The organism is Clostridium budayi (assembly GCF_055396605.1).
Window position 1 is genome coordinate 2,466,318 of record NZ_AP042456.1, and the last position, 19,127, is coordinate 2,485,444.

22 protein-coding genes are annotated in these 19,127 nt (G+C 27.2%); 10 read left to right on the forward strand and 12 right to left on the reverse strand.

The window, feature by feature from the left end:
* Window positions 1-96: 96 nt before the first annotated feature.
* Complete coding sequence (locus ACZ5TJ_RS11835; RefSeq protein ID WP_464199958.1) at window positions 97-474, reverse strand: RidA family protein; 378 nt, start codon at window positions 472-474, stop codon at window positions 97-99.
* A 143-nt stretch (window positions 475-617) separates the two neighbouring features.
* Here ACZ5TJ_RS11835 and ilvA point away from each other — a divergent pair, with 143 nt between their 5' ends.
* On the forward strand, window positions 618-1,817 hold the full coding sequence (gene ilvA, locus ACZ5TJ_RS11840; protein ID WP_464199960.1) for a threonine ammonia-lyase: 1,200 nt from the start codon (window positions 618-620) through the stop codon (window positions 1,815-1,817).
* 42 nt (window positions 1,818-1,859) lie between these two features.
* Here the strand turns inward: ilvA and ACZ5TJ_RS11845 are convergent, their stop codons facing one another.
* A complete protein-coding gene (locus ACZ5TJ_RS11845; RefSeq protein WP_464199962.1) occupies window positions 1,860-2,636 on the reverse strand; it encodes a hypothetical protein in 777 nt (258 codons plus the stop codon).
* A gap of 152 nt (window positions 2,637-2,788) precedes the next feature.
* On the opposite strand from ACZ5TJ_RS11845, the gene ACZ5TJ_RS11850 reads away from it, so the two are divergent.
* From ACZ5TJ_RS11850 to ACZ5TJ_RS11875, 6 genes are all read left to right on the forward strand, one after another.
* Window positions 2,789-3,406, forward strand: coding sequence for a hypothetical protein (locus tag ACZ5TJ_RS11850; protein ID WP_464199964.1), 618 nt, complete (start codon window positions 2,789-2,791; stop codon window positions 3,404-3,406).
* A gap of 73 nt (window positions 3,407-3,479) precedes the next feature.
* Window positions 3,480-3,899, forward strand: coding sequence for a hypothetical protein (locus tag ACZ5TJ_RS11855; protein WP_464199966.1), 420 nt, complete (start codon window positions 3,480-3,482; stop codon window positions 3,897-3,899).
* Window positions 3,900-3,922: 23 nt separating this feature from the next.
* Window positions 3,923-4,378 carry a hypothetical protein gene (locus tag ACZ5TJ_RS11860; protein WP_464199969.1) on the forward strand — a complete coding sequence of 152 codons (456 nt, stop codon included), beginning with the start codon at window positions 3,923-3,925 and terminating at the stop codon, window positions 4,376-4,378.
* 173 nt (window positions 4,379-4,551) lie between these two features.
* Window positions 4,552-5,277: a nitrite reductase gene (locus ACZ5TJ_RS11865; RefSeq protein ID WP_464199971.1), complete on the forward strand. Its 726-nt coding sequence runs from the start codon at window positions 4,552-4,554 to the stop codon at window positions 5,275-5,277.
* A 21-nt stretch (window positions 5,278-5,298) separates the two neighbouring features.
* Window positions 5,299-5,631 (forward strand): hypothetical protein, encoded by a 333-nt coding sequence (locus ACZ5TJ_RS11870; RefSeq protein ID WP_464199973.1) that lies wholly within the window; start codon window positions 5,299-5,301, stop codon window positions 5,629-5,631.
* A complete protein-coding gene (locus tag ACZ5TJ_RS11875; RefSeq protein ID WP_464199975.1) occupies window positions 5,628-5,912 on the forward strand; it encodes a hypothetical protein in 285 nt (94 codons plus the stop codon). The genes ACZ5TJ_RS11870 and ACZ5TJ_RS11875 overlap by 4 nt, the downstream gene beginning before the upstream one ends.
* Window positions 5,913-6,007: 95 nt before the next feature.
* Here ACZ5TJ_RS11875 and ACZ5TJ_RS11880 read toward each other — a convergent pair whose 3' ends face one another.
* Together ACZ5TJ_RS11880 and ACZ5TJ_RS11885 are read right to left on the reverse strand one after the other, a co-directional pair.
* Window positions 6,008-6,472, reverse strand: coding sequence for a methylated-DNA--[protein]-cysteine S-methyltransferase (locus ACZ5TJ_RS11880; RefSeq protein WP_464199977.1), 465 nt, complete (start codon window positions 6,470-6,472; stop codon window positions 6,008-6,010).
* 16 nt (window positions 6,473-6,488) lie between these two features.
* Complete coding sequence (locus ACZ5TJ_RS11885) at window positions 6,489-7,379, reverse strand: patatin-like phospholipase family protein (RefSeq protein WP_039313866.1); 891 nt, start codon at window positions 7,377-7,379, stop codon at window positions 6,489-6,491.
* A gap of 227 nt (window positions 7,380-7,606) precedes the next feature.
* On the opposite strand from ACZ5TJ_RS11885, the gene ACZ5TJ_RS11890 reads away from it, so the two are divergent.
* Both ACZ5TJ_RS11890 and ACZ5TJ_RS11895 read left to right on the forward strand, forming a co-directional pair.
* On the forward strand, window positions 7,607-8,425 hold the full coding sequence (locus tag ACZ5TJ_RS11890; RefSeq protein WP_464199980.1) for an amidohydrolase: 819 nt from the start codon (window positions 7,607-7,609) through the stop codon (window positions 8,423-8,425).
* 26 nt (window positions 8,426-8,451) lie between these two features.
* Window positions 8,452-9,204 (forward strand): amidohydrolase, encoded by a 753-nt coding sequence (locus ACZ5TJ_RS11895; RefSeq protein ID WP_464202327.1) that lies wholly within the window; start codon window positions 8,452-8,454, stop codon window positions 9,202-9,204.
* A gap of 50 nt (window positions 9,205-9,254) precedes the next feature.
* Here ACZ5TJ_RS11895 and gloA2 read toward each other — a convergent pair whose 3' ends face one another.
* From gloA2 to ACZ5TJ_RS11915, 4 genes are all read right to left on the reverse strand, one after another.
* On the reverse strand, window positions 9,255-9,650 hold the full coding sequence (gene gloA2, locus ACZ5TJ_RS11900; protein ID WP_464199982.1) for an SMU1112c/YaeR family gloxylase I-like metalloprotein: 396 nt from the start codon (window positions 9,648-9,650) through the stop codon (window positions 9,255-9,257).
* A gap of 26 nt (window positions 9,651-9,676) precedes the next feature.
* Window positions 9,677-10,135 carry a DUF1097 domain-containing protein gene (locus ACZ5TJ_RS11905; protein WP_464199984.1) on the reverse strand — a complete coding sequence of 153 codons (459 nt, stop codon included), beginning with the start codon at window positions 10,133-10,135 and terminating at the stop codon, window positions 9,677-9,679.
* 162 nt (window positions 10,136-10,297) lie between these two features.
* Window positions 10,298-11,860, reverse strand: coding sequence for a ClC family H(+)/Cl(-) exchange transporter (locus ACZ5TJ_RS11910; RefSeq protein WP_464199986.1), 1,563 nt, complete (start codon window positions 11,858-11,860; stop codon window positions 10,298-10,300).
* Between the two features lie 189 nt (window positions 11,861-12,049).
* The gene (locus ACZ5TJ_RS11915; RefSeq protein ID WP_464199988.1) at window positions 12,050-12,805 is read right to left on the reverse strand and encodes a hypothetical protein; all 756 of its coding nucleotides are present in this window, start codon (window positions 12,803-12,805) and stop codon (window positions 12,050-12,052) included.
* 143 nt (window positions 12,806-12,948) lie between these two features.
* Here ACZ5TJ_RS11915 and ACZ5TJ_RS11920 point away from each other — a divergent pair, with 143 nt between their 5' ends.
* Entirely contained in the window at window positions 12,949-13,992 is a 1,044-nt protein-coding gene (locus ACZ5TJ_RS11920) for a hypothetical protein (RefSeq protein WP_464199990.1), read from the forward strand.
* A gap of 70 nt (window positions 13,993-14,062) precedes the next feature.
* Here the strand turns inward: ACZ5TJ_RS11920 and ACZ5TJ_RS11925 are convergent, their stop codons facing one another.
* The 4 genes from ACZ5TJ_RS11925 to ACZ5TJ_RS11940 form a co-directional block, all read right to left on the reverse strand.
* A complete protein-coding gene (locus tag ACZ5TJ_RS11925) occupies window positions 14,063-15,412 on the reverse strand; it encodes an FAD-binding oxidoreductase (protein WP_464199992.1) in 1,350 nt (449 codons plus the stop codon).
* Window positions 15,413-15,494: 82 nt separating this feature from the next.
* Window positions 15,495-16,919 (reverse strand): MDR family MFS transporter, encoded by a 1,425-nt coding sequence (locus ACZ5TJ_RS11930; RefSeq protein ID WP_464199994.1) that lies wholly within the window; start codon window positions 16,917-16,919, stop codon window positions 15,495-15,497.
* A 94-nt stretch (window positions 16,920-17,013) separates the two neighbouring features.
* Window positions 17,014-17,592 (reverse strand): TetR/AcrR family transcriptional regulator, encoded by a 579-nt coding sequence (locus ACZ5TJ_RS11935; RefSeq protein WP_055207894.1) that lies wholly within the window; start codon window positions 17,590-17,592, stop codon window positions 17,014-17,016.
* A 132-nt stretch (window positions 17,593-17,724) separates the two neighbouring features.
* The gene (locus ACZ5TJ_RS11940; protein ID WP_464199998.1) at window positions 17,725-19,125 is read right to left on the reverse strand and encodes an FAD-binding oxidoreductase; all 1,401 of its coding nucleotides are present in this window, start codon (window positions 19,123-19,125) and stop codon (window positions 17,725-17,727) included.
* Between the last annotated feature and the right edge of the window lie 2 nt (window positions 19,126-19,127).

Sequence of the window (19,127 nt, forward strand, 5' to 3'; positions counted from 1 at the left end):
TTTAATTAATCTATAGTGAAAAAGCCTAAGAATTCATTTTAAATTCTTAGGCTTTTTCACTATCTTAACATATAATTAAAATTGTAAAACAAATAATTACATAGTTGCAATTACTTCAATTTCAACTGGAGCATCTAGTGGTAGTTTAGCCACTTGAACACAACTTCTTGCTGGTGGTTTCCCCTCAAAGAAAGTAGCATAAACTTCATTAACTGCTGCAAAATCGTTTAAATCTTTAACGAATACAGTAGTTTTAACAACCTTATCCATACTTGTTCCAGCTTCTTCTAATATGTTTTTAATGTTTGTTAGACTTTGTTTAGTTGCCTTCTTAATTTCAGTAACTAGTTCTTTTGTTTCAGGGTTTATTGGAATTTGTCCTGATGTAAAAATCATATCTCCAATCTTGATAGCTTGTGAATATGGTCCTAATGCTTCTGGCGCATTTTTTGTATTGATTACTGTTTTTACCATAGTAAATTCCCTCCTTTTATATCTTCCATTTTCATTATAGAATTTTTTTCTACAAATGTCTAAATATTTTTATAATTTATTATTTTCCTTTTTTATGAAAATGTTATAATAATTGTGAGGATACAAAAGAGAGAGGTGTTTTTATGAATTTAGATAATATAAGGGTAGCTAAAGAACATATTAAAGATGTGGTAGTTAAAACTCCACTTCTTCATAGCAATTTCTTCTCAAAGCAAAGTAATAATAATGTTTATATGAAATGTGAAAATTTACAGCTTACTGGAGCTTATAAGCTAAGAGGAGCATTAAATAAAATGATGAGTTTAAGCGATGAAGAAAAAGAAAAAGGAGTTGTCTGCTCTTCTGCTGGAAATCATGCACAAGGAGTTGCATATGCAGCTAATCTTATGGGAATAAAAGCTACTATAGTTATGCCAACTACTACACCTTATTTAAAAGTAAAATCTACTAAAGATTTAGGTGGAAACGTTATTTTACATGGCTCTGTTTATGATGATGCATATAGTTACGCTAAAAAGTTAGAAGAAGAAAAGGGATATACTTTCTTACATCCTTTTAATGATCTTAATGTAATATATGGTCAAGGTACAATCTCATTAGAAATATTAGAAGACTTAAAGGATGTTGATGTAATAGTTTGTCCAATCGGTGGCGGTGGACTTATAAGTGGAGTTGCACTTGCTGCTAAAGGTATAAATTCAAATATTAAAATAATTGGAGTTCAAGCAGCTGGTGCTAATGCTATGGAAACTAGTTTTCATCTTGGCAAATTAACACCCCTTACTTCTGTAAATACAATTGCAGATGGAATTGCTGTTAAATCTCCTGGAGATATTACATTCTCAGTAATAAAAGAATATGTTGATGAAATTATCACAGTAACTGATGATGAAATCGTTGATGCATTTTTAGCTCTTAGTGAAAAACATAAATTAATTGCTGAAGCTTCAGGTGCAGCATCACTTGCAGCTCTTTCAAAGCTTAATTTTGAAGGTAAAAATATTGTTTCTATAATAAGTGGTGGAAATATTGATATGCTTACTATAACTTCTTTAATAAATAGTGGTTTAGTTTCTCGTGGACGTCTGTTCTGCTTCTCTATAGAGCTTCCAAACATTCCAGGAGAACTAAATAGAATTACTCATATTCTTAAAGAATTAAATGCAAATGTTGTAAAACTTGAACATAATCAATTTAAAGCTGTAAATAAACTTAAAAATACTCTACTTGAAGTTACAGTAGAAACTAATGGTTATGAACATATAGATACAATAAAAAATAGATTTACATCTGATGGTTATTTAATAGAACAATTATACTAAATATAAAAAGATTGAAACTAAATTTAGTTTCAATCTTTTTATTTATAAATTACTTTTACATTTAAGTCCACAGGTTTCAAGCTTGTCCTCTAAATCTCTATAATCAAATGGATTATGAAGCATTGCTTTAATGAATAATTGTGGATATGAACCTTTTAAATGTCTCATATATCTACACCATATTTTTGTAAGTTGTTCATATGCTACATTTAAATCTTTCTCTATATGATTATTATCACAACAGTCACATATTAAATTATAATATCTATCATCAAACTCTTCTAATAGATGAAATAAAGACATTAGTAAGTCTGAAAATACTTCATGTTCCATTAAAGTTGGATTTCCTATAAAAGAAATTAACATATCTTTTTTATTTCTAAGTATATCTTTAATTCTATTTACATCTACTTTGTTGACATCAATTGAAAAATTATGTTCTTTTATTGTATGTTCAAGTTCCTTAAACTCTGTCTTTCCCCACTCTTTATCAACAAGCGCAATTTTAGATAAATTGGAAATATTTCTATCTCCTTTTGCAAGTTCTTCTAAAAGATCTGAACCAAATTCTGAAAAGAATACTCCTTTTATCATATTTAATTTTTCCATGTTATGAACTTTTTCTCTACTTGCTAGAAGTTTTTCAATAACAAATGCTGTAAAAAAAACATCCATTGGAATAAATGCAATATCTGCAAATAAGAAAATTAAAGTATGATGTAAATCCCTAAATGTTAAGTAATGAAGATAGTGTAAAAATATAGATAATAAAATTAAACCACTTCCAATTAAAATGGTCTCTTTTTTATGTTTTTTCATAAAATCTCTCTCACCCTTTGCTTAATATATTATTTTTTTGAATTATACACTATTTCCTCTTTATTCTGCAAATTTTTCTATACAAAAATGGAATACTCGCCATATTTTATTATGTTATAATATTTTTAACTATAACTTTAGGAGGGATAGATTTGAATAAAGAACTGAAGCTAAAAAAAATTCACGAATTAATAAATGAGTTAAATGAATATAAAAATGCTTTAGAAAATGATGAAAGTTATTATCTTAGTAAAAAATTAGACAGTATTATATATAGTAATGATAAAGATTTAGCAGAGCTATTTAATTATAAAAATAAAAAAATAAAAATAGAATATGCAGAATTTCATAAAGAAAATAAAGAAACACTTTTAATGACTAGAATAAATAAATTATTTGCTAAATATACTCTAGATGGATATACACTAACTGATGATGATGGTAATACAGTTATAAAACCTATAGAGAGATTACTTGATTTTCTAAATGAAATAAATCAAAGATATATAATTGAAGAAAAATATATTCTAGAACTATGTAAACTTAATGAAAATAGGCAAATTATTATTGACTTTATGAAAGATTATAATTTTAATTCTATGCATGAATATCCAGGTGATTTAAGATTTGATTTTGATTACACCTACATATCATTTAAATACGATAATGAAGAAATAGAAGTTATAGATCCATCTTTAACTTTATTTGAAAAGTTTAAGGAAGTTTCTCCTCAAGCAGTTCTTAGTAGTATTAGTCCTCTATGTTTTTAACTTAATATTTTAGTAGAATTTTTTATAAATTATCATATATTATAATATATTTCTATTACATAGAGGTGATTATTTGAATGAGTCTAATAAATTCAATTCAGATTTTTTTAATCAATTAGACTTAAATATTGCTAATTATGAAATTTTAGGTTCAGCCTTATTAATATATGGATACTATGAATTTATAATTGCTTCAAATTTAGATAAAGCTAATACTTATAATGAAATGGCAGGGATAGAATCTTCATTAGGAGATCCTATTTTAATATTAGTTTCAGGAGAGACAAAAATTACTTTAGGACTTGTAATATTAAATTTTGTTGCTTATAAAAGGTTTTATGAGCAAAAACTTAAAGGTATTAGTGGGGTTAACCTAGAACCTTATAATACATTGGTACAAGCTTATATAGCTAGTGTTGTTGCTAACTTTAAAAGGCTTGAAGCATTAGAGCAAATTGCAAACATAAATGCTTCTGGAGAAGGCTTTGTCTAATAATTATATTTTGAGGTGATTATATGGCTAGTTATAATAATACTACTGATTCCTCATTCAATACATCTAACACCTCTAATACCAATAATATTAATCCTGAATTAGATAGATATCTAACAGAACTGGAACTTCAAGTAGTCAATTGGGAAATTGTTGGAAGTTTCCTATTTACACTATCTAGTACTTATTATTTAGAAGCTACTTTGGTTGGGCAAAAAATTTTAATTGATAGGCTTAACAATATAAATGATAACCTAGATTCAACAGACTTAACTGATGCAGGTGAAATTTTCTCATTAGAAGGTGTAATAATATTTACAGTAACTGCTTTTGTAAGAGCTTATATAGAAAGAATGCGAAATACTAATACTTTATTAGACTTTGATGAAATAGCTAATAGTTATTTAGTTACTCTTTGGGCAGTTTTAACAAGAATAAAGGATAGAGCTCACATTTTAGGCAGAATTCCTACATTTTAAAACAAACTTATATCTATATTTAACCCATTAACAAAAAGACTAGAAGTTATTAATAACTTCTAGTCTTTTTTAACATAAGTATTTACCTATCCATATTATAAAAATTATATATACTTCTTATATAGTAATTAGATATATAATTAAATTAAAGTTAATTATAGGGAGATTTTAAAATGGGTAACAAACTAACGAGAGATGAAAAATTAAGATTAAAAAGAATGGGAATCATTAATCAGAAACAAGAGAATTTTTATGTGATTAGATTCTTAAGTGATGTTGGATATTTTAAAGCAGAAGATATGCAATCTTTAGTTCAAATAGCAAATGAGTTTGGTAATGGTGAGTTAAGTTTAACTAGTAGATTAACTATAGAGATTCCATATATAAAAGAAGAAAATGTAAATGCTGTTATAAATAAAGCGAAGGAAAAAAATCTTAGAATCGGAGGGGCTGGAAATACTGTTAGAGCTATAGTGGCTTGTAAAGGTACAGTATGCAAGCATGGAATGATAGATACTAGAAAATTATCTAAAAGAATTGAGTCTGAATTTTTAGGAAGAGAAGTTCCTGTAAAATTTAAAATTGGAATTTTTGGCTGTATGAATAGCTACGGAAAAGCTCAAAGCAATGATTTTGCAGTAGTACCAAAATACAATATAGCCATGAGTCAGATGGAATTTTTAGTATTTTTAGGTGGAAGATCTGGTAGGAAATCTAGAAAGGCTACTCCAATGAAGAAAAGATTTAAAGAAGAAGAATTAAGTAAACTTATTGATAAAACTATAAATTTTTATAATAAAAATGCAATTAAGAAAGAAAGGTTTGCAGAAGTTATAGAAAGATTAGGTCAACGCACAGTTGAAGCTGAAATAATAAAAAGTTTTAAAGCAGATTTATAATAAAATAAAGAAGTGTTGTTTATGAAATATAAGAAAGTAATAATTCAAAATAATAAAGAATTATATAAATTTTTTAATAAATATAAAAAGTACGAGGATTTTATAAAAGATACTATTAATAAAAATACAATTAACTTTATGGAAGAAAAACCTTATAAAATAAAAACTTGTCGTGGATTAAAATACGAAGGAAAGACCATATACGAATATAAAATATCATACAATAAATTTTTAGAATGGAGAGTTGCATACATTTATAAAGATGATGAGATAATAATATTTTTCATATCAAATATAATTATTAAAAATGAATTTTTAAAGTCACTAACTAATCTCAGGGGTGTATCTAAATGATGGTAAGTAATTTAGATTTTATAAATATTGCAATGACATCTTTAAAGAGAATGACTCCAAACCAAAAGGTTATATTTAAAACATTTAAAAAGGATAGAAAAGTTGAAATTCTAAAATTAGAAAATAGTTATACTATTATTGAATATGGGTTTAAAAATAACATTATAGAAAACTTAGATTATAAAGAAATAAAAAAGATTCTTAAAGAAACTCAAAAAATTGAATTTCCAAGAAGTAATAAACTTTGGTACAGTATAAAAAACTTTTTGCCTAAAAAATAAATCTAGAACTCTAAAAACCCCAGACTTATAATACGATATTTTTATAAAAAAGGCTGTCGCTAGTAGATTTTACTCCACTAATGCGACAGCTTCTTTTAATAATTGTCTTTCTCTATCTCTAAAAGTTTCTTCTTTATATTTAAGCCACCTAAATAGCCTGTTAAATTTCCATTACTCCCCACTATCCTATGACAAGGTATAAATATAGGAATTGGATTTTTGTTACATGCAAGGCCTATAGCACGAGCAGCCTTTGGTCTACCAATCTTTTTTCCTAACTCCTTATATGATAAAGTCTCTCCATATGGAATTTTTAGTAGTCCATCCCAAACTTCCTTCATAAATTCAGTGCCATCTACTTTTAATGGAATAGTAAATTCTTTTATGTCCCCTTTTAAATAATTATTTAATTCTACATATGCTTTTTTTATTACATCTACCTCTTTAATATCTTTATCTTTAAAAGATGTATTACTACCAAAATGAACTTTAACTATAAAACCATTCTTTTCTTCTATTCCTATCTTACCAATATCTGTATCATAAAAAAATATAGACATAATCTTTTACTTCTCCTTAAGTCCTTCTTTTCATCCAGTTATAAACTTTATATAACTTTGGGTGTGTTTCTTCCTCTTCTTTTTCATATTTTAATTTACTCATAATCATTATTGGTTCTAAAAGTCCCATAGTATCTTCATATCCCTCTTTAATTCTAGTTCTCTTAGACTCAGTATCAAGATTTAAGGTTCCTTTAAAAGTATTTTCATTTAAATTTTTTGGAGCTAGTTCTAATATCCTAGTACCTGGATAAAGAGACTTATCAATACTTATATCCTTAGATAACAATACTACTATTATTATGTCACAATTTTCGCCATAAACTGGCTGTATTGGTGTGTTATCCGTGACCCCTCCATCTACATACTTAACTCCTAGAACTTCAGTACAATCATATATCATAGGTAATGATGCTGAAGCTATTACCATATCTTTTGCTGTTTCGTCATCATAATCATTAATCTTAAAATATTTTGGTGTAAATGATGGTAACTCAGTACAAGCAGCATAACATATTTTCTTTCTTCTTTTTACCTTACCTACATCTAAATATGTATCTATTATTTCTTTTGCACCATCCTTAGGTACTCCGCCCTCTTCAAGTCTTTGAATCATATATTTTTTTGCTAAATTGATATGTCTTCCACCAATTACAAGCTCAAGTCCCCTTTTAATAAGTTCAAATTTACTTATTGGAACTAGCTTATCCATAGTTACTTCATCCCATAACTTTTCAGCAGCTTTCATATCATCTTGAGCAAATAAAACAGCATTAAAAGCTCCTATAGAAGTACCTGAAAAAACATCTATATATTTATCTAATTCTAATTCCTTTAGCGCCTTCCAAACACCAAGTTCATAGGCGCCTTTTCCGCCTCCACCTGATAATACTAATCCAATTTTCATAAAACTCTCCCTAAAATAGTTATTTCTTTAATATTTTCAATATTAACATTTTATCACCTATTTATTCTAGAGCTTATATTATTTTTTAATAATAAATTTTTAATATTCAATTTTCATTGAAAGTTTATTATAAATTCATTGAATAATAAGTATATTAACCTTATATATGTGTAATTTTTTACAAAATTATGGTATATTGTTGTAAATGATTAAATGGAGGGAATCTTATGAGGAAACTTTTTTTTAATGTCGATATTTTAACTATGGAAAATAAACTTTATTGTGAAGCCATATTAATTGAAAATGGAATTATAAAAGAATTAGGTAATAAAGATGATATTTTAAGTAGAAATACAACTGATATAGAATTGATTGATTTAGAAAGAAAAACTTTAATGCCTTCTTTTATTGATTCACATAGTCACATAACGGCTTTTGCAAATACTCTTGCTTTTGTCTCTTTAACTTCTGCTAAAAGCTTTGAGGATATTATAAATAAAATTAAAGATTTTAAACATATGAAACAGTTAGAAGATGATGATTGGATCGTTGGATTTGGCTATGATAATAATATATTAAATGAAAATAGACATCCAGATAAATGTGTTTTAGATAAAGCATCATCTACTAATCCAATAATTATATCTCATGCATCTGGACATGCTGGCGTCCTTAATTCTCTTGCACTAAAAAAACTTAATATTACACCAGAAAGTAAAGATCCAAGTGGTGGTTTAATAGGAAGACTTCCTAATTCAGATGAACCAAATGGTTATTTAGAAGAAAATGCATTTATAAACTGTTCAAGAGGAGTATCTCCCCCTTCTCTTAAAAATTTAACTAAGCTCTTAATTGAAGCTCAAAATATTTATTTAAGCTATGGTATAACAACTGCGCAAGATGGAATGATCAATGAAAATGAATTTAATTTATTAAAACATGTCTCTACTGAAAATAATTTATTTATTGATGTTGTTGGTTATGTAGATTTAAAAAATAGTCCTGAAATAGTAAAAAATAATACTGAATACGTAAAAAATATTTAAATAGATTTAAAATTGGTGGATATAAAATCTTCCTAGATGGGTCACCTCAAGCTAAGACTGCTTGGCTTACAAAGCCTTATACAAGCGGTCCTAAAGATTATGTTGGATACCCTATATATAAAGATAATGAGGTAATAGATTTTATTAAAACTGCTTTAAACGAAGATATTCAAATTTTATCTCACTGTAATGGAGATGCAGCTTGTGGTCAATTTATAGATTCTTTTTATGAAGCTAAAAAGTCATTTATTAATCCTCCTAATATTAAGCCTGTTATGATACATGCACAAACTGTTAGGGAAGACCAATTAGATAAAATGAACGAAATAAATATGATACCATCTTTCTTTATTGCACATACTTATTATTGGGGTGATGTTCATATAAAAAATCTTGGAAAAGAAAGAGCCTATAAAATTAGTCCAGCTAAAAGTGCTTTAGATAGAAATATTCCTTATACATTCCACCAAGATACACCTGTTATACTACCTAATATGTTAGAAACTGTATGGTGTGCTGTTAATAGAATTACAAAAGACGGAATCGTATTAGGTGATTTTGAAAAAATAACTCCTTTAGATGCATTAAAGGGAGTTACTATAAATGCAGCTATGCAATATTTTGAAGACGATAAAAAGGGTTCATTAAAACCTGGTAAATTAGCTGACTTAATTATATTGGATAAAAATCCACTTAAAGTTGATCCTTTAAATATTAAAAATATAACTGTACTAGAAACTTTAAAAGAAGGTAAAACACTTTATAAAAAAGATATATAAATAAAAAAGCTTAAATTTTAAATTTAAGCTTTTTTATTTAAATACTAGATTTAAATATAATATTTAGTTTCATATAATTCTATTGGAAGTCCATCTGGATCTTCAAAAAAAGTAAATTTACAATTTGTAAATTCATCTATTCTTACTTCTTCTGTATCAATTCCATTTAAGTTAAGTTCATTTATAACTTCCTCTATATTATTGACTTCTAAAGCTAAATGTCTAAGTCCACACGCTTCTGGATAACTTAATCTCTTCGGTGGATTATTAAATGAAAATAGCTCAATTTGACTATCTCCAATTTTTAAATCTAATTTGTATGAATCTCTGTCTTCTCTATAAATTTCTCTTATTATTTCAAGCCCTAGTATTTCAGTATAAAACTTTTTTGACTTTTCATAATTAGAACTTATTATAGCAACATGATGAATATTTTTAAATTGCATAAATTCTTTTAATTCCCCTTACACTTTTATAAATCTTTTTTTCTTGTAATTAAACTTAAGAAAGTTCCTCCCATATCCGAAACATGTCCAAGAATTCCACCACATATTAAAGAAATTATAACTAAAGGCCAATCTCCACCTGCACCAAATGTAGCACACGCTCCACAAAAAGCTCCCGGAATAAATTCTAATATTTTCCCTTTAGCTTGGATACACATAACAAATGAGAAAAATCCAGTTAATATGTATGAAGTATATGTTCCACCAAAATATTTAGTACCAAGTATAATACACATTGCCCAAAGAACACCTGATAAGTTAGCTAAAATAGATTTCTTTAATCCTTTAAACTTCCCACCTGATGCAAAGTAACTCGTACAGCCTATAAATCCAACCCATGTTATAAGTCCAAATGAAGCACTAATCCAAGCCCATACTCCTGATAGAATACCTACACTAATAGCAACTGCTGTTAATAATTCCATATTGTTACCTCCTTTGTTTTTATAAATTTTATCTTATATAAATTATCTTCTTACTGTAAATGTATCTTATTTAAGTTTTTTTTGCAAGATTATAATTAAATAAAAAAAAGATATAAAATTATTAATAATTTTATATCTTTAAAATTCAATAAATCATCTTAATTAATCTTGTGATTCACATAATTTCTCTAATTCTTTCCTTAATATTGTTTCATAATTTTTATCAACTAATACTATTAAATAATCGCCTGGACGTATAGTAGTATCTCCATTTGGAATAATTGTATCTCCTTCTCTTTCTATACTAACTATAAGAGCATTATTTATAAGTTTAATATTTTTTATATTCTTTGAAGCTATTGGCGATCCAAGTTCAACTATACAATTAACAACTCTTCTTTCACCTGATACTTCTTCCTTTTCACATGTATTTGAAGCAATTCTTCTCTTTAATAGTGATGTATAAACTGGCTCACACTTACAAAGTTCTGCAACTAAATAAGCTGTTCCACAAACCGTTGCAAGAGGTCCAAGTTGTGATATAGAACCACTCATTTCACAAACAAGTATTAGCCCAGTTATTGGGGCTCTTACTATCGATGCAAACATCCCAGCCATAGCAAGTAGTACAAAATTAATTACAAATGAACTATCAATTCCTAAAATATTTACCGCTACATGTCCAAATATAACTCCAACTAAAGCTCCTAAAGTTAAAAGTGGAAATAATATTCCCCCCGGTGTATCAGAAGCAAAACTAATCATTGAATATATAAATCTACATACTAATAGTATTACTCCAAGTTTAATAACCATTCCATCTACTAATATTCTATTAATTAATGAATTTCCTCCTCCAAGAACCTCTGGAAGGAATAAACCAAAAATCATTGCACAAGCAAATGGAATCATCATTCTTATTCTTAATTTTACTTTAAGTTTTTTATATACATCCTGAGTTTTAAGAAGTGTATTATTATATAATACACCACCAAGACCTACTATTATTCCTAAAATTACAATAAGTATATAATAACTAGCTGGTATAGTCTTAAGTTTATCTACATGTAATATTGGTTCTGATCCAAAAAATATCCAAGTTACAAGATCTGATGAAACTGCAGCAGCTATCGTTGGTAGTAAAATCAGAGGAGAAAAATCTTTATTTACCTCTTCTAAAGAAAACATAACACCAGCAAAAGGTGCATTAAAAGCTGCTGCAAGTCCAGCTCCAGCTCCACTTGATATTAAATATCTCTCCTCTAATTTTATTTTTTTAGTTATATTGCTATAAAGATTTCCAACACTTGCACCTAATTGAATTGATGGACCCTCTATACCTAATGATAATCCACAACCTATCGCAAGAACTCCTCCAACAAATTTATTAATTAATATTGTAAGTGGATTTTTTATATTAAAATATCCTTTAAGTGATCCTTCTATTTGTGGTATACCACTACCACTTATCATTGGATTTTTCTCTACCATTCTTCCAACTGTGTATCCAATAAACATTAAAAATAACAACCCTAAAAATATGTAAAGTTTATGCATATACATAAATTCATATATTTTTAAACTATAGTCTCCAATATATTTTAAAACTAATCTATATAAAGATACGATAAGTCCAGCCCCTAGACCAACTAATATACTTTCTAGAACAACCCGTACTCTTAAATTATCTATAAAGATTAGTTCTTTAAAAGATTCATTATTCATATTTTACTCCTTTCTCTAAGTAGTTTTATTTATTAATTATATACTCATTACAAATCCATACTATTAAAATCTCCTAAATATTTAGTTAATAAAAAATACCTTATGAAATAGATTAAATAATCTATTCCACAAGGTATTCTAATTTTTAAAAATTAGTTTTTTAATTTGTCAAAATATAAGGTTTTATTTTTATCCTCTTGGATTGCAATCCCACATCATACCTGTAGGCGTATTGCAATTTGGAAGTTCAAATTTACCTTTTATTGTTATTGAACACTCATCTTTTTCTTCGCATACTTTTACATCTTTTACTTTTACGCATTTACAATTTTCTAATTTTTGTTCTAAAATCCAGCATGCTATTATAGCATCTCTTTCATTACATTTATCACAAATAGTTTTATTTACGCATACACAGTTACTACAGCATAAGAATATATGACGTTCATGTGGATATTTTGAAGATTCTTCTTCTTCTTTCATATCCTTTGAAGGTTCTTTTGATTCTTCACAGTCTTCTTCCATTCCATGCCACTTGTGACATTTAGTATCTACTTTTTCAATACATTGATCATCTTTCTTCAATATTGGTACATTAACTGTAAATGGAATACATCCAACAACTTTTACTTCGTATCTTGGCACTTCATATCTATTACATTTTGGTACCACTATACATTCAAGACAACTTAAATCAAATAGTATTTTAGTATCTTCGTCTTTATCTAATATATGATGTTTTTTGTGTTGATTTGGTAAACCAATTGTACAACAAAAATCTACTTTTTCTCTCATTGATGGTCTGTGAGAAGCACTTGCTTCCTCAGAAGTGATTTCATCAACAACAAATTCTTCTTTAGCTTCTTCTTGTGTTTCAGCCATATTTGTTGTAATTTCTTCACTTAAGTTATCCATTTCTATCATCACATCTTGTATATTTTTCATATCTATTCTCCTTTAAAAATATAATCTAACGTTATTATTCTTAATACTATATTATTCACATTCAAAAAAAGTTTACATCTATTGTGTTTTTTTATGATTTTTATCATATTTTATATAAAGAATACTTTTTAGAAGGAAAATTTATGTTTAAAGGTAAAAATCTTTATTTATTTAACGAATCAAGCAATATAATCTGGAATTTTGCTTCTCACGAAAATTCATGTATTTTATGTAGAAGTTTTAAAGAGGATGAGTGGTCTCCTTATGAAGTAATTGCTAAAAATTGCAGTCCCAAATTTTATTTAACAACACTTCCAAATGACATTATTTATGTTTTTTATAAAGACTTTAATGGTAATTTATTATTTAAAGTAAATGATAAAATGAATTGGAGCAAAGAGTTATTGCTTCAAAAAAATATAAGTAGTGCATATACAATAAAATTTAAAGTTATTCCATTAGATGATGAGGTAAACATTGTTTATGCATTATTTAATAAAGCTACAAATAAAACTATCCTTCTTCATCAAAAACTACATGAGATTTATAATCTATCTGATATTAAAGTAATAGATACAATAGATGGTTATCATAATACACCTATTAATATCTATATAACAAAAGATAAAGAACTCCGTATTCTTTATCAAAGATTTAATAATTTCTATGAATTAGGATATAAAACATTTAATTTAACTACTGACTCTTGGTCTAGTTTTAACCTTGTAGCTCGAGATGATAAACCATTTATAAACTATAATTTTTTACTACTTTCTAACAATAGAAATGTAGATATTAATAATTCATCATCAAACTCTAATCTTCACGAAAAAATTTATTCATATACTAAACTAATCAATCAAAAAGACAAATTGATCTATAATCTTAATGCTAGTTTAGATATCGAAAAGAAAAATTCATTATCTTACAGATTAAAATTAGAAAAAATAAAGGAAAGTTTAAAGAGATTTAATGAAAATAAAGAGCTTATTCAAGAATGCATAGACTATCTCAAAGAAAACTTAGCTATTAAAAATGAGGAAAACTTAAAATTAAAAGAAATGAGTTTACAAGATAATATTAAAATTCAAAATCTAACTAAAGAAGTTTTATCCTTAAGAGAAACTCTTAATAATCAAGATTCTAGATTATCAGAACTATTAGCCGATCTAGTTACAAGGATTTAATAATATATAAGCTAAATTAAACTATAGAAAATAAGGTTACCAAAATTAATGGTAACCTTATTTTTTATATTTATTTTATTCCTTGTTCAAAACTAAATACATTTAATGGATCATATTTTTTTCTTACATCTCTTAATCTTTTGTAATTCTCTCCATAGTAGTCTTTTTCATAATCTGAAAGATCACTATATGGGAAATTTACAAATGAACCTTTTGTTATTTTTTCTATATGTCTAAAGTTTTCTTTTATCCATTCTATATTTTCTTTTTTATATTCATCCTCTTCAAATACAGATTGTATTCCCATAATAAATTTTGCATCTCTATAATAAAATGCTGATGAAGTTTTACCTATATTTTTAATAGCTCCACCTAAACCATAAAATGAAATTGCAGAATAATATGCTCCTTTTGCCTTATTTTTTACTATGTTAATAAGATCTTTTATTTCATCTTCTGTATAATCCCTACATACAAATCTTCCTGTTGATTTATACTTTTCATAATCTGGATGACTATCTTGTATAATTCTGTTTGCTTCTAAAACAGTCATATATTCTAAACTATAATTAATTTTTGTAGGTATACTTTTAATTTTACTTAATATTTTATTAGCTTCTTTTTCATCACCATAAAATAATCCTGTAGATTTAATTCCAATTCCTCTTTCACTTGAATTATAAATGGCAGTTTTAAGATTCATACGATTATCTAAAGTTTCAAACTCTTTAAATAAAGCCTTAATTAAATCTACCATTTCTGAAGTATCTATATTAGGACAATCAAAATTTATAAGTGTAGCCATTTTTATTTTTTCTGGTATTTTAAATGTCATAGAAGTAACTACTCCAAAGTTACCTCCACCACATCCTTTAGATGCCCAAAATAAATCTTCATTCTCATTTTCATTTGCAACTATTTCATTGCCACTATAATCTATGTAACTTACTTCTAATAAATTATCACATCCAAGTCCAAAAAGTCTTCCAGAGTACCCCCAGCCTCCACCTAAAGTGTAAGCTACTGCACCAACTGTTGGGCAACCTCCACCTGGGAATGGATACCCCTTTTTACCTAGTGCTTCGTAAAGTTCTCTATTTCTTACTCCACCTTCTATTGTTACTCTTCCATTCTCTTCATCTACATTAATGTTATTCATAAGACTAACATCTATAACTAATATATCATTGCCTGTTGAATATCCTTCATAATTGTGACAACCAGATCTTATCCTAAATTCTATATTATTTTCTCTTGCAAGAGTTATTGAATTTTTAATATCATCTTTATTTTTACAATAAATTATAGCTAAAGGATATTTTTCTATTGCCCTATTCCATGATTTTCTACAATCTTCATATTTATAATTCTCTTTAGTTACTACTTCGCAATGTAAACTTGAATAATCAATCTCTCTCATATGCTCACCTTCTATTTAACTTATATATATTAGATAATAACATATATACTTATTAAATAAAATTTAAGCTTACATAAATTTATTAACTTAAGGCTTCTAAGTTTTCCTTTTCTCTCTTATCTTTCTTCTTTATAAATAAACATAATGATCCAATTAATCCTATTAAAAGAATTATAGAACCAACTAAAAAAGTGAAATTAAAACCTCTTGTAAATGCTAAAGCTGATTGTTCTTTACTTACAGTACCAGAAATAGATTCTAAGTAAGAATTTTTATGTGTAGTCATTAAACTAACAAATAAAGATGATCCCATTGCAGCTGAAATTTGTTGTACTGTATTGATTATTGCTGTTCCATGTGGATATTCCTTTGGTTTTAATTGGTTTAAACTATTTGTTTGTGATGAAGTCATAACAAGTGGCATTCCCACATTTAATATACAAAGTAATTTTATTATTGTGTTATAACTTGTACTAACTTCAACTCTTGATAATAAATAGAAACATACAACTAATATAACAAAACCAAAAGGTACTACTTTTTTAGCTCCTAATCTATCATATATATTCCCTGTTATAATTGAAGTTACTGCATTTATTAATCCAGCTGGAAGTATTGCAAATCCAACTTGAAGTGGTGTTAAATGATATGCTCCTTCTAAATACATTGGCATAACAACTAAAGTTTCAAATAAAGTCATCATAGATATCATTACAAATATTACACCTAAAGTATATGTTGGTGATTTAAATACTTTTAAATCTAGCATTGGTTCTTCTAATTTTAATTGTCTAATTGCGAAAAGAATAAGTGATATTATTCCTACTATAAATGCGATAACTGCTTTGCTATTTCCAAGTAAACTAAAGCCCATTATAATTCCACCAAAACCTAAAGTTGATAAAATTATTGATAATATGTCTATTTTAGGATTTGTCACTTCAGTAACTTTTTCTAAGTATTTGTATCCAACTAATATTGCAATAATTATTAAAGGTATTTCTATTATAAATAAATAACGCCATGAAAGAATTTCAAGTATAAATCCTGATATACTTGGTGCTATTGATGGTGCAAATAATATAACAAAAAGTCCAAGACCTACTGCTGCTCCCCTTTTTTCTGGTGGATTTATTACAACTATTGTATTCATCATTATTGGCACTAACATTCCTGTACCTGAAGCTTGTACTAATCTACCACATAATAAAAAAGGAAAACTTGGTGCACTTGCTGCTATTATAGTTCCAAGTAAACATAAACTCATTGCAGCTATGTAAAGTTGTTTAAGAGTAAACTTTTGTATCAAAAACGCTGTTACAGGTACTAATATTCCTATAACTAAAAGATACCCAGTACTTAACCATTGTATTGTTTGAGCCGTTACATTAAGTTCTTCCATAAGCTTTGGAAGTGCAACATTTACTATTGTTTCATTGAAAAGGGCCATAAAGCCACCAAATAGTAATACTCCCATAATCTTAAATATTTCTTCTTTCGTGTTCATTTTTTTAACCTCTTTCTATAATTAGACCAGTCTATATAATTTTCTCCAAAATAATAAAGGGTATTATTAAAAATATCCTTTATTAATATAAATTTTATTTTATATATTTATTTATAATACTAGGTATATTATCTTTAACTAATATAAGTGAACTATTATCCTTTTTTGTTAAAGACATTACAATAGCCCCTTCAATCATAATTTGAATCATTCTACTAATTTCTATTGCATCTTCTTTTTCTATATTTAGTTCTAGTAACCTATCTTCATATAAGTTTTCCCAAGTACTAAATGTTTCTGCACATGCTTTTCTTAAAATTTCATTAGTTTGAGACGCCTCTAATGCTAAAAGGCTAACCGTTGTACCCTTTTCTATTTCATCTCGCCCTATTATATCAGCAACATTTAAAATTACTTTTTGTATTCCCTCTATTGGATTATTGCATGAATATAATTTTTCTTTTATCTCTTCTTTAATAGATTCTTTTACTACTTTTATAGCCTCTAATGCTAATTCCTCTTTTCCATTTGGAAAGTAATAATAAAGTGACCCTTTTGGAGACTCACTTTTTTTTAGAATTGCATTTAGTCCTGTTGCATGATATCCATTTGAGAAAAACATCTGTGATGCTGTCATTAGTATTTTTTCTCTAGTATCTATTTTGTTTCCCATATTATTTCTCCTAAAAATTATAACGATTGGTCTATATATAAAATACTTTTTAAATATCTAATTGTCAATAGGCTAAAAATAAAGTTATCCCTAGATGTATTAAAATACACCTGGGGATAATATCACAAATTTTTATTCACAAACTTTTCCTGGGTTTAAAATATTCTTTGGATCGAATGTTAATTTTATTCCTTTCATAAGTCCTACTAATTCATCACTTAATGATTCATTTAAGTATTCCTTTTTAGCAAATCCTATACCGTGTTCACCTGAAACTTGTCCTCTTAATTCTTTTGATTTATCATACATACATTGCATAACTTTTTGAAGTTTTTCATTCCAAGCTTTTTCATCTAATTTATCTCTTAATATATAGATGTGAAGATTACCATCACCTGCATGACCAAAGCTCTTAATTCTTATATCATATTCTTTTTGTAGTTCATTAGTATACTTAACAAATTCAGCTACTTTATTTCTTGGAACAACCACGTCAACTTCATCCATTTCAGTAGTAGATGCTTTAATAGCTTCTAAGAATGCTCCTCTTGCAGACCATATTGATTCTTGTCTTTCTTCTGTATCTGAAATAAATGCATCAATTGCTCCTTCTTTTAGACATATATCAGCTACTTTTTCATAATCTTTTTCTATTTCTTCTCTTGAATTTCCATCAAAAGTTAAAAGTAAGTATGCATCTGAAGTATGATCTGGGAATTTCTTTCCTAAGTATTCTTCTGCTGCAACAATTGCTTCCTTTTGCATAAATTCAATTGCTGTTGGTATTGATTTTGATTTTATAATCTTAGGAACTGTTTCTATTGCAGTTTCTAGGTTTTCAAAAGGAACAAGTAAACTAATTGCCTTCTTAGGTAATGGTAATAGTTTAAGTGTAGCTTTTGTAATTATTGCTAAAGTTCCTTCTGCACCTACGATTAAATCTTTAATGCTATATCCTGAACTATTTTTAACAACTTTACCACCTAAGTTCATTACATGACCATTAGGTAATACAACTTCTAGTCCTCTAACATAGTCTCTAGTTACTCCATACTTAACAGCTCTCATCCCACCGGCATTTGTGCTAATGTTACCACCGATTGTAGCTGTTTTTTCTCCTGGATCTGGTGGGTAGAATAAATCATTTTCTTCTACGAATTTTGCAATTTCCATTAAAAGAACACCAGGTTCTACAGTTAATGTTAAGTTTTCTTCATCAAGTTCTAATATTTTATTCATTCCACTTAAATCTAATACTATACCTTTATGAAGTGCAACTGCAGCACCAACAAGTCCTGTTCCTGAGCCTCTTGCTGTTACTGGAATATTGTGTTCATAAGCATACTTCATTATTTCTGATACTTCTTCTGTAGTATTTGCTTTAACTACTACATCAGGCATTTCTTTTATAGAGCCTAATTCATCATGGCTATAGTCTTCACTTATATTTTCGCCATAAAATACTCTATCCTCATCATTAATTATTGCTTTTATATCTTTTATAGTACTTTCTGAAACTTTGTTGTAACTCATGA